Source organism: Asticcacaulis excentricus, assembly GCF_003966695.1.
In the GTDB taxonomy this organism is placed as follows: Bacteria; Pseudomonadota; Alphaproteobacteria; order Caulobacterales; family Caulobacteraceae; genus Asticcacaulis; species Asticcacaulis excentricus_A.
On the sequence record NZ_AP018827.1, the window covers coordinates 350812 to 366507 of the forward strand.

The window sequence follows — 15696 nt, forward strand, 5'->3', positions numbered from 1 at the left end:
GCCCCCAATATCCTCTCCTTTATCCTTCCCCTATACCGTGATCCAGGTCGTGCCAGAGCTGGATACCGGCGGCGTGGAACAGACCGTAGTGGATGTGGCGCGCGCGGTGATCGAGGCCGGGGGCCGCGCCATAGTGGTCTCGAAGGGTGGACGGCTTGAGGCCTATCTGAAGCAGATCGGCGCGGTGGTCGTGCTGCTGCCTGTGCATTCCAAAAACCCCTATGTGCAGTTCAAGAACTACTACGCGCTGCGGGCGCTGATCCGCAAAGAGAAGCCGGACATCGTGCACGTGCGTTCGCGCGCCCCGGCCCTGTCGGCCCTGCCCGCCGCGAAGGCCGAGGGGGTAAAGACCGTCACCACCTATCACGGCATCTATAAGGCCGGGTCGGCGCTCAAGCGCTGGTACAACGGGCGTATGACCACGGCGGACGTGGTAATCGCCAATTCTGATTATACTCGCGACCACGTGCTGCGCGAATACGACCTAAACCCGGCAAAGGTGGTCGCCGTGCCGCGCGGCGTGGACCTCAAAAAGTTTGATCCGGGGGCGGTGGATGAGGCGCGCAAGGATAAGCTGGCGCAAGCCTGGGGTGTTGACCGCAGCGATGGACGCACGCGCTTTCTGCTGGCCGGACGCCTGACGCGGTGGAAGGGGCAGACGCTCGTCATTGAGGCGCTTTGGGCCAAAAGGGATGAATTGGTCGATACGGCTAATGTCGAAGTCATTATGGCGGGAGACGATCAAGGACGTACTGAATATCGGCGAGAATTGGAAAATCTGATATCCCTTTATGCGCTTGAAGATACAGTAAAACTGGTCGGGCACTGTTCCGACATGCCCGCCGCCTACAGCCTGTGCGATTTCGCTCTGGCCCCGTCGCTGGAACCGGAGGCCTTCGGGCGCACGGCGGTCGAGCCGCAGGCCATGGGCCGTCCGGTGCTGGCGGCTAAGCATGGCGCCACAGCGGAAACGGTCGAAGACGCGGTGAGCGGCTGGCTGGTGACGTCCGGCGATGTCACGGCCTGGGCTGACGCCATGCGGGTGGCGGCCCTGACCTCCGCCCCGGCGCGCGCCGTCATGGGGGCTGCCGGTCGGGCGCGGGTGCATGAGCGTTTCAGCCTGGAAACCATGTGCGCGGCAACCCTTGATATCTACCGCTCTCTGCTTACATGAGGCGACGCGACAACGGGCTGAAAAATTAACCCCTTGTGCGCCATAAAGGGGATTGATCACCCCTAGGCCCTTCCTATAATTAGGCCCCGATCCCGGACAGGTGAGTCCGATCCGTTTAAACAGTCCATGGAGACATCCCTATTCGTCGCCCAATGCAAGCTCCGCCCGCGAAAGACGGCCCCCGTATCAATCAGGACATCAAGGTTCCGCGCGTCCTTTTGATCGACCAGAACGGTGAGAAACAGGGCATCATGCCAACTTCCGCCGCGCTCGAAGCCGCCGAGGAAGCTGGTCTTGATCTGGTCGAAGTCTCCCCGACCGCCGATCCCCCCGTCTGCAAAATTCTCGATTACGGCAAGTACCGCTTCCAGGAGCAGAAGAAGAAGGCCGAAGCCCGCAAGAAGCAGAAGGTCGTCGAAATCAAGGAAATCAAGCTTCGCCCCAATATCGACAAGCACGATTATGAGGTGAAGGCCAAGGCCATGACGCGCTTCTTCGAAGAAGGCGATAAGGTTAAGGTGACGCTGCGCTTCCGTGGCCGCGAAATGGCCCACCCGGAACTGGGCATGAAGCTGCTCAATCAGGTCAAGGCCGATTTCGAGGCGACCACCAAGGTGGAATATGAGCCCAAGATGGAAGGCCGCCAGATGATTATGATTCTGGCCCCGAAATAGGCTTTCGGCTTATTCGATGGAATTGAAACTGGCTCCGATGTTTAATCGGGGCCGGTTTTGCTTCTGAGGTGTGTATGTCCTTAATTCTGTTCGATCGCAACGCCCTGCCTGAGCCCGAAGCGGGCGCGCCAGCTCCGGAGCGTATCGTATCGGGTGATCCGCGCTTTCTGACGTGGAACCTCGACACCTCTGAGGATGAAAAGACATATGCCGGTTTCTGGCAGGCGACGCCGGGCGCGTGGCGCGTCGTCTATGACGAATGGGAATATTGTGAAATCCTCGAAGGCGTCTCGATCCTGCACGAGGACGGCAAGGCCCCGCTACGGCTGGAGGCCGGGACACGCTTCGTCATCCCGCCGGGCTTCACCGGCGTGTGGGAGGTGGTCGAGACCACGTTGAAGACCTATGTCATCCGGCTTTAGCTGCGACAATAATTCCCCTGTGAATCCCCCTTGTGTGGCGCGAAGATCACACCATATCGGAGAGCATGAGCGGTTGCTTCCGTCGAAGGGCCGATCACATCCATCCGCCTCTAAAGGGGAAGCCAGACGATGAATATCGAAAAATACTCTGAGAAAACTCAGAAGCTTATACAAAGCGCGCAGGCCATTGCCCAAAGCCGCAACCATCAGTATTTCACCCCGCTGCATCTGCTTAAGGCGCTGACCGAGGACCGCGAGTCCGTGGCGCGGCCTTTGATCGAGCGCGCAGGCGGACGCCCGGAAGCCTTTGTCGGTGCGGTCGATACGGCGCTGAACAAGCTGCCGTCCGTTACCGGTGGCACGCAGCAGCTTTACATGCACAATGATACCGCCAAGGCCTTCACCGAAGCGGAAAACGATGCCAACAAGGCGGGCGATGCCTTCGTCACCGCCGACCGCCTGTTGGTCGCTGCGCTGAACAACAGCGACGGGGCGGCCCTGCTCAAGGCGACCGGCACGTCGCTGGGGGCGTTGAAAGACGCGCAGAAAGAGTTTCGCAAGGGCAAGCCCGCCAACTCCGCCAATGCCGAGGCCGGGTTCGACGCGCTGAACAAATATGCGCGCGACCTCACGCAGGCCGCGCTGGATGGCAAGATCGACCCGGTCATCGGCCGCGACGAGGAAATTCGCCGCACCATTCAGGTGCTGGCCCGCCGCACCAAAAACAACCCCGTCCTGATCGGTGAGCCGGGCGTGGGTAAGACCGCCATTGTCGAAGGGCTGGCGCAACGCATCATTAATGGTGACGTGCCGGAGTCACTGAAAGACAAAAAACTGTTGTCGCTCGACATGGGCGCGCTGATCGCCGGGGCCAAGTACCGCGGTGAGTTCGAGGAGCGGCTGAAGGCGGTGCTCAACGAAGTCACGCAGGCCGAAGGTCAGATCGTCCTGTTTATCGACGAGATGCACACCCTAGTTGGTGCGGGCAAGTCAGACGGGGCGATGGATGCGTCGAACCTGCTGAAACCGGCTCTGGCGCGCGGTGAATTGCACTGCGTCGGTGCGACGACTCTCGATGAATACCAGAAGCACGTCGAAAAGGACCCGGCTCTGGCCCGGCGCTTTCAGCCGGTCTTTGTGCAGGAACCGACGGTCGAAGACACCATCTCGATCCTGCGCGGCCTGAAGGAAAAGTACGAGGTCCACCACGGCGTCAAGATTTCCGACAGCGCCATCGTGGCGGCGGCCACCCTGTCGAACCGCTACATTGCCGACCGCTTCCTGCCGGACAAGGCCATCGACCTGATCGACGAGGCCGGTTCGCGCGTGCGCATGGCCGTCGATTCCAAGCCGGAAGAACTGGATGAACTGGACCGCCGCATCGTCCAGCTCAAGATCGAGCGCGAGGCTTTGCAGAAGGAAAGCGATCAGGGCTCAAAAACACGCCTTGAAAAGCTCAATGAGGAGCTGGGTGATCTGGAGGGCAAGTCGGCGCAACTGACCGCCCGCTGGCAGTCGGAAAAGGACAAGGTCGGGGCCGCCTCACGCGCCCGCGAAGCGCTCGACCGCGCGCGTATTGAGCTTCAGTCGGCGCAGCGTTCGGGTGATTTGCAACGGGCGTCGGAAATCCTCTATGGCCAGATTCCGCAACTGGAAAAAAGGGTTTCCGAAGCCGAAACCAAGTCGGAAGAAGCGCCGCTGACGCCGGAGGTGGTCGATTCAGCGCAGATCGCTCAGGTGGTGTCGCGCTGGACCGGTATTCCGGTGGACAAGATGCTGGAAGGTGAGCGTGACAAGCTGCTGCGCATGGAGGATGAACTGCGCAAGCGCGTAGTCGGTCAGGACGAGGCCCTTGAGGCCGTATCCGATGCCGTGCGCCGGGCGCGGGCGGGGCTCAAAGACCCCAACCGTCCGATCGGCTCCTTCCTGTTTCTGGGGCCGACGGGGGTTGGCAAGACCGAGCTGAACAAGGCTTTGGCCGAGTTCCTGTTCGATGACGAGACCGCCATTACGCGCCTCGACATGTCCGAATATATGGAAAAGCACGCGGTTTCGCGCATGATCGGCGCGCCTCCGGGCTATGTCGGCTATGACGAGGGCGGGGCGCTGACCGAAGCCGTGCGGCGTCGGCCCTATCAGGTCGTGCTGTTTGACGAAGTCGAAAAGGCACATCCGGACGTATTCAATGTCCTGCTTCAGGTGCTGGACGACGGACGGCTGACGGACGGGCAGGGGCGTGTGGTCGATTTCCGCAACACCCTGATCGTCATGACCTCCAATCTGGGGTCGCAGTATCTCGTGAATATGACTGATGACGCGGATATCGAGCAGGTCCGCCCGCTTGTCATGGATGAGGTCAAACGCCACTTCCGGCCGGAATTCCTCAACCGCATCGACGAAACTATCCTCTTCCACCGACTCGGCCGGGCGCAGATGGGCAATATCGTGCGTATCCAGCTCAAGGGTCTGGAAAAGCTGCTGAAGGATCGTCAGATGACCCTCGCCATTGACGACGCAGCGCTCAACCATCTCGCCGAACTGGGCTACGAACCGGCCTATGGCGCTAGGCCTTTGAAGCGGGTGATCCAGAAGCAACTGGTCGATGCCATCGCCAAACGCATCCTTGTGGGTGAGTTCGCCGATGGCGACGTGATCAGCGTCAGCTTTGATGGCGATCATCTGGTGATCGGCAAACCGACGGTGAACTGAGCAGGGGCTCGCCCCTGCACCCGTTATTTGGAGCAGAAGGTCCCGCCGCGGTTCACGCGGTGGGGTCTTTACCACCCCAATTCCGCCTCGCCTCTCAGTATCGCTTCGACCTCTGGTGTGTGTTTGCGCTCGCCTTCGTCGTGCAGGATCAGCGGCGGCAGGAGGCGCAACGGGGCCTTGCCCAGCCGTTTGGCGCGCACCAGTACGCGCTTGGCCGCCTTATCGGCAAAGGGCTGGATCGGGCGGATGACGAACGACCCGCACTTGGGCAGGCCGCTTAAGATATCCCCCAGCCGGTCGGCGCGGTGGATGAACACAATCTCCCCGCCATCGACCACGGCGGCCTGCGCGAAGTCGAGCCACGCCTGAAGCCCGTCATCGGCGATCCACGCCGGGCGCTTTAACTCATGCGGGGCGCGCAGCGTTTCCGGGTCGTCGAAATAGGGCGGATTACTCAGGACAAGGTCAAATCGCGGCAGGTCGAAAGCGCGATACCCGGCACCAATATCGCCGTGAATCGCACGATGGTCACCGCCCGCTTGCACCAGATTGACCTCCGTCAGGGCAAAAGTCGCCGTGTCACGCTCGATACCCACGGCGCGCACCTGAGGGCAGCGCGCCGCCAGCGACAAAATGACGCCCCCCACACCGCAGCCTAACTCTAAAGCGCTTACGGCTACTTCGCTGCGCTCAGGCCCCAGATTTTTAAACTCTGAGAGCGGCGGAGGGTCGCCGGGGCCCGCTTGGGCCCTGTTGGAGGGCTGGGCTACGGAGGATGAGCGAGGCTTCTTTTCGTGAATGATACCCGCCGCGCCCGCCGCCAGCAGGGCGCCGTCCATACCGATTCGATAGCCCTTCGCCGGTTGCCACAGCCGCACCCGCCCCCCCAATAGGGTGGTGGGCATCGCATCGGCAGGGAGGGGTAAGGCGGTCTCTGGCAAGGGGTGTGTATCCGGGACTGTAGCAATTTTATCGGGATATAGCACAAACTCGCCGCGCGGGGCATGGACTAAGCCGTAAAGGAAGTTTAAGGGGTTTAACACTTTCCAAGTGTGCCGGAGTAGTGGGTTTTGGATACGGCCAATATCGAGAAAACGCACACATCCGCCCCCGCTGAGACGGCGGGTAAGGCGGATGTCGAGGCGCTGGTGCGTCTGTGCGCCGACGACATGGCGGCGGTCAACGCCATCATCACCGAGCGTATGCAAAGTGATGTCGCGGTGATTCCGGCCCTGGCCGAACACCTGATCAGCGCCGGCGGCAAACGTTTGCGTCCCTTGTTGTGCGTGGCGGCGGCGCGTCTGGCCGGGACGACGAATGTTCACCATCAGAAGCTGTCGGCGGCCGTCGAATTCATCCACACAGCGACCCTGCTGCACGACGACGTGGTCGATTCCAGCCAGTTGCGCCGGGGCAAGGTGGCGGCGCATCTGATTTGGGGCGCGCCGTCTTCGGTGCTGGTCGGGGATTTTCTGTTTGCGCGGGCGTTTGAGCTGATGGTCGAAACCGACTCGCTTCAGGCGCTGGGCATCCTGTCCAAGGCATCGGGGGTCATCGCCGAAGGCGAGGTCCTGCAACTGATGAAGGCCTATGACGTCAATCTGACCGAAGAGACCTATATCGACATCATCTCGGCCAAGACCGCAGCTCTGTTTGCCGCAGCGTCGGAAAGCGGTGCCGTGGCGGCGGGGGCGTCCCCGGCCCGTCAGCAGGCCTTGCGTGACTATGGTCTGAACCTCGGTCTGGCCTTTCAGATTCAGGACGATGCGCTCGACTACGGCGGCACGGCCCAGAGCCTTGGCAAGAATGCCGGTGACGACTTCGCCGAAGGTAAGGCGACCTTGCCATTGATTTTGGCCGTCAAGGCGACGCCGCAAGCGGCTGATTTCTGGCACCGCACGGTCTCGATGCGCGAGCAGACTGACGGCGATCTGGCGCAGGCTCAGGCCCTGATCGTCGAATCGGGGGCGATGGCCAAGACGATCGAGACGGCTCGCCATTATGCGCAAAAGGCCAAGGATGCGTTGAAAGGCTTTGAAGTCTCGGACTGGCGCACAGCACTGGAAGCGCTGGCCGATTACAGCGTCGAACGCACGAAGTAAGCACACACATTACACCTCCCTACCCATGTAGAGGAGGTGTAAGGAGAGCTACAACCCTTCCATATCCGGTGTCTTCCAGCCCAGATGCTGGCCCGAATCGACGCAGATCATCTGACCGGTCACAGAAGGGGCTTCGGCCAGAAACACCACGGTCTCGGCGATCTCTTCGGGCGTGACCCGCTTTTGCAGCAGGGTCGAGGCGGCCTCGGCCTCGAAATCGGCCTCGGTCTGGTGAATGGAGGGCAGGGTGGGGCCCGGCCCGACGGCATTGACGCGGATACGCGGGGCCAGTCCCTGCGCCAGAGTGCGCGTGGCGTGCCACAGCCCGGCCTTTGACAAACCGTAGGAGAAGAAGGGCGGGGAGGGTTTCAGCACCCGCTGGTCGATCAGATTGACGATAGCCGCCCCATCAGGCAGAGCGCCTTGCGCCGCAAACCCCTGCGCCAACAGGACGGGGGCCAGCAGATTGGTGTTCATGTGGGCGTGCCAGCGGTCCACCGTCAGCGTCCCGGCGCGGTCATCGAAAAAGACAGACGCATTGTTGATCAGCAGGCTGAGAGGGCCCAGAGCGGCCACGGCCGCGGGGATGAGCGCCTTGACGCTGTCGGCGTCCGACAGGTCGGCCTGAAGCGCTTCGGCCCGCACACCTGAGGCGCGCAGTTGCTCGACCAAACCCTGCGCATCGGCAGCGGAAGTGCCGTAATGGACGCCGATATCGTAGCCCCGTTTTGCCAGCGCGAAGGCTACGGCCCTGCCGATGCGTTTGGCCGCACCGGTGACCAGAGCGATTTTGGGAGCCGGTTTAGTCAATACGGCCAAAGTCGATATAGTTGACGATGAAATAGAAGGCGATGAAGCCCGCAAAAATGCCGATGGCCAGCATGTGAGATCTCCCGGTCAGTCCTGTTTTTATCTGATTAAGCGCCTCTTACGGCGAACTCAAGCCTTGTTGCGCGGCGCAGCGAGAAAAACCCGGCGCAAGGCTTGCGCACAGCGTTATTTATCTTATTTTTATGAACATGGAAGACTGGAAGCGCCTCGTCGAGCCGTACACCCGGCCGTTGTTCTTTGCTCATTCGCGCATGACGCGGGGCAAGACTCTGGGTGTGCGCGGCCTTGTGGTCGAGGATGAGCGTCGCGTTCTGCTGATCGAGCACACCTATCTCGAAGGTTGGTGGCTGCCCGGTGGCGGCGTCGATGCCTTTGAGGCGGCGGGCGACGCCGTGGTGCGCGAACTGCGCGAAGAGGCGGGGATTATTGCTCGGGAAACACCGCGCCTTCTGTCGATCCATTCCAATGAACGCTTCTTCCCCGGCGATCACGTGCTGCTCTATCGCATTGACCGCTTCGAGCGCGGCGAGCTGACCTCGCAAGGGGAAATCAAGAATGTCGATTTCTTCGATATTGATGCCCTGCCGGACAATATCAACGGCGGCTCTTTGCGGCGGATACAGGAAGCTCTGCAAGGTCTGCCGCCGGACCCGCTGTGGTAGGAGAAGGTTCAGCCGGCAGGTCACCGGCGACGGCGTGCAGCTCCGGTTTGCGGGCCGTCCAGCGGCTGATCAGGCGGCGCAGCCCGTCGCGTGAAGGCTTCTCAAAGCCGTAATGGGCCAGTGCGGACAGCACGACCGTGATGGCAATCGCTGCCATCAGCCAGTGGACGCGCTCCCCCGGCAGGCTCAGGTCAAATTTTGGCAGGGTGCGGAAGGTGCCAAACAGCACAACATCGTGGATCAGATAGATGGCATAGGACCACACGCCGATCAGATAGACCGGTCGCCACGACAACATTCTGGCCACCGGGCCTTCGTCGTCGGACAGGGCCATGATCAGGCCGGTAAACAGACCGACCAGAATGAGGTCCGACGGCCGCCACGCGATCAGCAGGAGCGACGCCACCAGAAACAGAACCGCCGCGCGTGCCGGCACTAAAGCGCGGAAACGATAGGCCACCATACCGATGAAGAAGCTCAACAGGCAGCGCAGCAGGGTGCCGCTGGCGTAGGAGGCGGCGATGTCCAGCGGGCCTGAGCGGCGAATCGTCTGCCCGAACCACAGAGGGCCATAGGCGACAAAGGCCAGCAGACCAGCGGCCAGCCCGGTCCACAGAAGTGCGCGTTGCCACGAACCTTTTAAGGCTGCAATCACCAGCAGCGGAAAAACCAGATAGGCCGCCCATTCGGTCGAAATCGACCACGACGGGCGGACAATGGAATTGGCCAGCCCCCAGGCCTGAGTCATGGTCAGATTGGGGAGAAGGCCGTGCCAGACGTCTTCGGCATAGTAGCGTGTGCCCAGAACGGTCGGGATCAGGGCGGCGGTGATCAGCGTCATCAGGGCAAACAGCGGCCAGACGCGCGCCACGCGCATCAGGATGAACTTGCGGAAGTTCGGCCACTGAAAACCTGTGTCGAACAGCTTGCCATAGGTCATGGCCATGACGAAGCCGGACAGGACGAAGAACAGATCGACCGAAATATAGCCATGCCGCACATAGTGCTGCCACGGATCGGGAAAGCGAAAATAGCCGGTGGCGTGATAAAGCACAACGAACAGGGCCGCGACGCCGCGCAAGCCCGTGAGGGCGCGGATTTCGGACGATCGGGCGGCGGGTGTGGCGGTCATGCGATCACGATTTTGTGTGCGGTGTCCCTCCATGACGCCATGCCCCGACGAAGGCAAGTCAATTCCTGTGGCGCACCTTTGCAATTGTGTCATTTAAGCGGGGAAGGTAGGTGCGGATGTTCTTGCCCCGTTCCGGCCCTTCGCCTATATCGGGAGCATGTCCGACCTGCCGACCGACGCCTTATCCGAAACCCTCCCGACCGATGCGCCCCTGACGGGGGCGGCTCTGATCCTGCGTGAAGCGCGGCTGGCGGAAGACAAGCCCGGCGTCTATCGCATGATCGGCGAAAACGACGAGGTGCTCTATGTGGGCAAGGCCAAGTCGTTGAAAAAGCGCATCCTTCAGTACGCGCAGGGGCGCGTCCATGCCCAGCGTATCGCGCGCATGGTCTATCTGACGCGATCCATGGTCATTGTGCGCACCCAGACCGAGGGCGAGGCCCTGCTGCTGGAGGCGCGCCTGATCAAGGCGCTGAAGCCGCGCTACAATGTGCTGCTGCGCGACGATAAGTCCTTTGCGGAGATTCTGGTGCGCAAGGATCACGCGGCAGCTCAGATCACCAAGCACCGTGGAGCCCACGCCATTCAGGGCGAATATTTCGGTCCCTTCGCCTCGACCCAGGCGGTGAACCGTACCCTCGATACGCTGCAACGCGCCTTCCTGCTGCGTACCTGCACCGACAGCGTCTATGCCTCGCGCACGCGGCCGTGCATGTTGCATCAGATTCGTCGCTGTTCGGCACCCTGCACTGGTGAGATCAGCCTTGAGGATTACGGCGCATTGGTGGGACAGGCCGAGGCCTTTTTGAAGGGGCGTTCGCGCGTCGTCATCGACGACCTGACCAAACGCATGATGAAGGCCTCCGACGATATGGACTTCGAGAAGGCGGCGCATCTGCGTGACCGCGTGCGAGCGCTCAACCACGTGTCCATGACGTCTTCCATCGGCATCGGTGAGGCCGAGGCGGACGTGTTTGCCGTGGTCAGCGAAGGCGGAGCGGCCTGCGTGCAGACCATCTTCTTCCGGGCGGGGCAGAACTGGGGCGACCGCGCCTACTTCCCGCGCGTGCCCGACAGCGGTGAAGAGACGGACAACGCTGAGGGCGAAATCCTCGATGCCTTTCTGGGGCAGTTCTATCAGGACCGCCCGGTGCCGAAGCTCATCCTTGTCTCGCACCCCCTGAGTGAACCGGACCTGATGATGGAAGCCCTGTCGCTGCGCGCCGGTCGTAAGGTCGATATCCATTGCCCGCGCCGGGGCGAAAAGGCCGACGCCGTGGCCCATGCCCTCAACAACGCCAAGGCGGCGCTGGGCCGGCGCATGGCCGAACAGTCGGCGCAGACGCGCCTGCTGAAAGGCGTGGCGGAGGTGTTTGAGCTGCCCGTCCCGCCCAACCGCATCGAGGTCTATGACAACTCTCACCTCGGTGGCACGCACGCGGTGGGGGGCATGGTGGTGGCTGGCCCCGAAGGCTTTATGAAGGGGCAGTATCGCAAATTTACCATTCGCGACCTTGATAAGGTGACCGCCGGTGACGACTACGCCATGATGCGCGAAGTGTTCCGCCGACGGTTTTTACGTCTGAAGAACCGTGCGGAAGATGCGACGGAAGAGGAGGGCTTTGGCCGTCCCGATCTGGTGCTGGTCGATGGCGGGCAGGGGCAACTGGAGGCCGTTCTGGACGTGATGCGCGAACTTGGCATGGAAGACATCCGCATTGTCGGCGTGGCCAAGGGGCCGGACCGCGACGCGGGTATGGAGCGCTTCTTCATGCCGGGACGTGCCCCCTTCATGATGGAGCCCAAATCGCCGGTCCTCTACTATCTTCAGCGCCTGCGCGACGAAGCGCACCGCTATGCCATCGGAGCCAACCGCCAGAAGCGCGACGCGGCGATTACCAAAAACCCGCTGGATGAGATCGAAGGCATCGGTCCCCGCAAAAAGCGCGCCCTGCTGGCCGCCTTCGGGTCGGGCCGTGAGGTGGGCAAGGCGCGTATCGAAGACCTGCGCAAGGTGGAGGGCATCAACGAGGCCCTAGCCCAGCGTATCTACGATTTTTTCCACGGCGCGTGATCTAATTAAAACTGAACCATTTTGATTTTGAATTAGAATGGCTAAAGTAGGGCGGCATTACGGCGCTCCTGCGTTTCGTGCTTTTAGCGGGCGTAGGGGCGTGTACTTACCGTGGCGATTTTGTGAAATTTAACAATAGGAATTTAATATCAATGCTTTAATTTGGCCCTTTCTGAGGTGATCGCTTCCGAAGCCTCCGGGTTGGTGGGCCGACACACAGGATGATTTCTAAACTCTGCCAGAATTCATTTGACGGAAACGGGCTTATAGACGACTTATTTGATAGTAATTAACGCCGCTGAGGAATACACCATGAGCCCTCTGCATCACCTGACCGCGCCGCGCGCCCTGTCCGAGGCGGAGCAGCACATCCTGAACGCCATCAGCCAGATCCGGTATGGATCGGTTGAAGTGGTCATCCATGACTCGCGTATCGTTCAGATCGAAAAGAGCGAAAAGGTCCGTTTCGAGACCCGCCGCGATTAGTTTTAGCGCATTTGCGCACACAAAAAAACACACGCGCCCTGACCGGACCGACCGGAAGCGACGCCTCTCACACACGAAGGTATCCTCCATGTCCCATTCTCGCTCCGCTTTGCGGGCGGGGAAGATTTCGCTCGCCCTTCTGGCTGGTGTCTCTTCGCTCGCCCTTGCCGCTCCTGTGTTTGCCGCTGATGCGCCTGCCGCCGATGACGCGGCCTCTGGCGATAACGCCATCACTGACGTCTATGTCACCGCCCGCCGTAAGAGCGAAAACCTGCAAAAGGTGCCGATCGCCGTCTCGGCTATCTCTGGTGAACAACTGGAATCCGCCGGCATATACAATGTCGAGACCCTGCAAAAGGTGCAGCCCAGCCTGCAATTCATCTCGTCCAACCCGCGCAATACGGCCACGACCATTCGCGGTCTGGGGTCGGGTATCGGCCTGACCAATGACGGGCTTGAACAGGGTGTCGGCATCTATGTCGATGAAGTCTTTTATGCCCGCCCCGGCTCGGCCGTTGTTGATCTGATCGACATTGAGCGCGTCGAAATCCTCCGTGGCCCGCAAGGCACCCTGTTTGGCAAGAACACGACGGCCGGTGCGCTCAACATCACCACCCGCGCCCCGATCTTCACGCCGGAAGGCCGCATCGAGGCCAGCGTCGGTGACTATGGCTTCCTGCAAACCAAGATCAGCCTGTCGGGCCCGCTCAGCGACACGGTGGCGGTGCGCGTCGCCTTTGGCGGCACCAGGCGCGATGGCCTGTTCAAGAACACCTATCTGAACGTCAAGCAGAACGATCTGAACAGTCAGGTCCTGCGCGCCCAACTGCTGTGGAAGCCATCGGATAAGCTCAATGTGCGTCTGTCCTACGACTTCGCCTATCAGGACCCGGAGGCCAATACCCAGACCTTCGTGCGCTATGGGGCGTCGCTGCGGGCCGCCAATCGTCAGTTCCCGGCCCTGGCTGCGGCGCTCAACTATGCACCGCCCTCGACCAACCCCTATGACCGTCTGGTCGATGTCAATTCGCCGCTGGAAGCCAAGCAGGTGATCAATGGCCTGTCGGGTACGGTCAACTGGGACCTGGGCGATGTCACCCTGACCTCGATCACAGCCTATCGCGACTGGGACTGGACGCCGCAGAACGACCGCGACTACACCTCTCTGTCGATCCGTACCAAGTCGAACAATCCTTCCGAACAGCAGCAAATCTCTCAGGAATTCCGACTGGCTTCGAACGGCGAACGCAAGGTCAACTGGGTGGTCGGGGCCTATGGCTTCAATCAGCGCGTCGAAACCAATGGCGTGGAACAGTGGGGCAAGGACGGCGCCTTCTGGCTGATCGGTACCAATGTGCCCTCCAACCTGATCGATGGCCTGACCTCCAGAACCCACGTGGTGACCAAGGTGCGCTCCTATGCCCTGTTTGGGCAACTGACCTGGAATGTGACGGATCGTTTCCGCATCACGCCGGGCCTGCGCTACACCTATGAGGAAAAGGACGGCAGCTTCCGCCAGATCGTTACCGGCGGGCTGGCGACGACGGTCGCGTCCCAGATCACGGCCAAGAACAATATCGCCCCGACCTATGCCTATACGGCCGATTATCAGGACGACAGCCCGTCGGGTCAGATCAACTTCGCCTATGACCTGACGCCCACCGTGCTGGGCTATGTCAACCTGTCGAAGGGCTATAAGTCGGGCGGTATCAATGCTGCCGGTGTGCCGGTCGATGCCAACTTCCAGCCCTTCACCGCCTCCATCGTCGTCAAGCCGGAAGAGGTGGAGACCATCGAAGCGGGCCTGAAGACGCAGTTCTGGGACAAGCGCGGCACGGTCAATGTCGCGATCTACAGCACGAACGTCAAAGACTATCAGGCGACCGTGGTGGACGGTAATCTGGGGGCCATTCGTCCTTATCTCGCCAATATCGAAAAGGTCGAGGTCCGCGGCGTCGAACTGGATGGCAAGTTCCGTGCGACGGATAACCTGCTGATCTATGGCTCGGTGAGCTATACCGACGGCAAGTACGCCTCGTTCAAGAACGGTCCGGCCCCTCTGGAGCTTCAGACCTCCAGTTCCTCGGTGGCCGACCTCAGCGGTAAGGATCTGCCCGGTGTGTCGAAGTGGGCGGGCTCGATCGGTTGGGAATATAACCATCCGGCGACCATCGGCAAGCTGAGCGGCGACGCCTATTTCAGCGGTGACGTCTCCTACCGCTCGGACTGGAACTCCGATCCGTCGGTGTCGAAATATACGGTCGTCGAAGCCTCGACCATCGCCAACTTCCGCGTCGGCTACCGCGCCAGCGGCGGCACAGAGGTCTTCCTGTGGGCCAAAAACGCTTTCAACGAAGAGTATCTTCAGTTCCTCAGCCTTCAGGCCGGGAACTCCGGTGCCATCTACGGCCAGCCCGGCGACCCGCGCAGCTTCGGCGTCACCGTGCGTAAAGCGTTTTAAATCTTGGGGTCCGGATCGCGCCACCTTTGCGGGTCACGCGATCCGGTTCGCTGGATGCAGCGTCATTGACACAGAGGCCCGTTAACCGCGCAAAATTGATCGAAATAAATAGACATTGATCAAAAATTCGATCACATTCGCGCGGCTGCCCCGCCGCTGGCGAGGAATGCAGCGCATAATTCAGACGGGGAAAACATATGATCAAACGTCCGCATTTTATCGTGTTTGCGTGCTCTGCGCTGTTGACGACCATGGTGATGGGCACGACCGTATCGGCTCAGGCCTTGCCTGACCATCTGGCCAAGATGGACAAGGATGGCGATGGCAAGCTGAGCCCCGAAGAATGGGTGCGTGACAAGCCGTCCCTGTTCAAACGCATCGACGCCAATGGCGACAAGGCCCTGAGCAAGGATGAGATCGAAAAATTTTACGTGGCCATAGCGCCGGCCGACGACCCCAAGACGATCAAGCGTATCGCTGATGTCTTGTCAGCAGATGCCAATGCGGACGGCAAGGTGACACTTGAGGAACTCACCGCCTATAATCTGGCGGGGTTCAAGAAGCGCGACAAAAACGCCGACGGGTTTATTACCGGCGCTGATCTGTAATTTTAAGGGGCCTTTTCCGACAAAATCGGAAAAGGCCTTGCTTTATGCCACAACCGGAAGGCCCGCGGCGATCCAGCCATTGATGCCGGGGGCCAGATGCGCGTCGGCAGTGAGACCGAACGCCTGCGCGGCTTCGATGGCGCGCAGCGACCGCACACCCCCGGCGCACATGAAGATGATCTCCTTGCCGTCCTGGGGCAGTTCGGCCGGATGAAAGGTGGACAGCGGCAGGTTGAGACTGCCGGGCACGCGCACGCGCTCATACTCATACACTTCGCGTACATCGATCAGGTGGATCGCACCGCTGTCGAGGGCGGCCTGAACTTCGGCGGGCGTAAGATTGCGAACGGACATGCGTGTG

The 15696-nt window shown here is 60.9% G+C and carries 14 protein-coding genes; 10 read left to right on the top strand and 4 right to left on the bottom strand.

What is annotated here, in order from left to right:
• Positions 1-40 precede the first annotated feature (40 nt).
• The 4 genes from EM6_RS01745 to clpB all read left to right on the top strand — a co-directional run bounded on the left by EM6_RS01745 (position 41) and on the right by clpB (position 4979).
• Positions 41-1174 (top strand): glycosyltransferase family 4 protein, encoded by a 1134-nt coding sequence (locus EM6_RS01745; protein ID WP_126422815.1) that lies wholly within the window; start codon positions 41-43, stop codon positions 1172-1174.
• A 152-nt stretch (positions 1175-1326) separates the two neighbouring features.
• Positions 1327-1848 (top strand): translation initiation factor IF-3, encoded by a 522-nt coding sequence (infC, locus tag EM6_RS01750; protein ID WP_013479112.1) that lies wholly within the window; start codon positions 1327-1329, stop codon positions 1846-1848.
• 74 nt (positions 1849-1922) lie between these two features.
• The gene (locus EM6_RS01755; RefSeq protein WP_126419801.1) at positions 1923-2270 is read left to right on the top strand and encodes a cupin domain-containing protein; all 348 of its coding nucleotides are present in this window, start codon (positions 1923-1925) and stop codon (positions 2268-2270) included.
• Between the two features lie 129 nt (positions 2271-2399).
• On the top strand, positions 2400-4979 hold the full coding sequence (gene clpB, locus EM6_RS01760) for an ATP-dependent chaperone ClpB (RefSeq protein WP_126419803.1): 2580 nt from the start codon (positions 2400-2402) through the stop codon (positions 4977-4979).
• A 68-nt stretch (positions 4980-5047) separates the two neighbouring features.
• Here the strand turns inward: clpB and EM6_RS01765 are convergent, their stop codons facing one another.
• The gene (locus tag EM6_RS01765) at positions 5048-5884 is read right to left on the bottom strand and encodes a tRNA1(Val) (adenine(37)-N6)-methyltransferase (protein ID WP_232037106.1); all 837 of its coding nucleotides are present in this window, start codon (positions 5882-5884) and stop codon (positions 5048-5050) included.
• A gap of 165 nt (positions 5885-6049) precedes the next feature.
• Here EM6_RS01765 and EM6_RS01770 point away from each other — a divergent pair, with 165 nt between their 5' ends.
• Positions 6050-7081, top strand: a complete 1032-nt coding sequence (locus EM6_RS01770; protein WP_126419805.1) for a polyprenyl synthetase family protein — start codon at positions 6050-6052, stop codon at positions 7079-7081.
• A gap of 48 nt (positions 7082-7129) precedes the next feature.
• Here the strand turns inward: EM6_RS01770 and EM6_RS01775 are convergent, their stop codons facing one another.
• Positions 7130-7891 (bottom strand): SDR family oxidoreductase, encoded by a 762-nt coding sequence (locus EM6_RS01775; protein ID WP_126419807.1) that lies wholly within the window; start codon positions 7889-7891, stop codon positions 7130-7132.
• A 209-nt stretch (positions 7892-8100) separates the two neighbouring features.
• Between EM6_RS01775 and EM6_RS01780 the strand changes: the two genes are divergently transcribed.
• On the top strand, positions 8101-8574 hold the full coding sequence (locus tag EM6_RS01780) for an NUDIX domain-containing protein (protein WP_126419809.1): 474 nt from the start codon (positions 8101-8103) through the stop codon (positions 8572-8574).
• Here EM6_RS01780 and EM6_RS01785 read toward each other — a convergent pair.
• Positions 8507-9706 (bottom strand): acyltransferase family protein, encoded by a 1200-nt coding sequence (locus EM6_RS01785; RefSeq protein WP_232037067.1) that lies wholly within the window; start codon positions 9704-9706, stop codon positions 8507-8509. The genes EM6_RS01780 and EM6_RS01785 overlap by 68 nt on opposite strands.
• Positions 9707-9863: 157 nt before the next feature.
• Here EM6_RS01785 and uvrC point away from each other — a divergent pair, with 157 nt between their 5' ends.
• The 4 genes from uvrC (at position 9864) to EM6_RS01805 (ending at position 15335) form a co-directional block, all read left to right on the top strand.
• Positions 9864-11780 carry an excinuclease ABC subunit UvrC gene (gene uvrC, locus EM6_RS01790; protein WP_126419813.1) on the top strand — a complete coding sequence of 639 codons (1917 nt, stop codon included), beginning with the start codon at positions 9864-9866 and terminating at the stop codon, positions 11778-11780.
• A 312-nt stretch (positions 11781-12092) separates the two neighbouring features.
• Positions 12093-12266 (top strand): YezD family protein, encoded by a 174-nt coding sequence (locus tag EM6_RS01795; RefSeq protein ID WP_126419815.1) that lies wholly within the window; start codon positions 12093-12095, stop codon positions 12264-12266.
• Positions 12267-12354: 88 nt separating this feature from the next.
• Positions 12355-14727 (top strand): TonB-dependent receptor, encoded by a 2373-nt coding sequence (locus EM6_RS01800; RefSeq protein ID WP_126419817.1) that lies wholly within the window; start codon positions 12355-12357, stop codon positions 14725-14727.
• 197 nt (positions 14728-14924) lie between these two features.
• Positions 14925-15335, top strand: a complete 411-nt coding sequence (locus EM6_RS01805; RefSeq protein ID WP_126419819.1) for an EF-hand domain-containing protein — start codon at positions 14925-14927, stop codon at positions 15333-15335.
• Positions 15336-15377: 42 nt separating this feature from the next.
• Here the strand turns inward: EM6_RS01805 and EM6_RS01810 are convergent, their stop codons facing one another.
• Entirely contained in the window at positions 15378-15689 is a 312-nt protein-coding gene (locus EM6_RS01810) for a rhodanese-like domain-containing protein (protein WP_126419821.1), read from the bottom strand.
• Between the last annotated feature and the right edge of the window lie 7 nt (positions 15690-15696).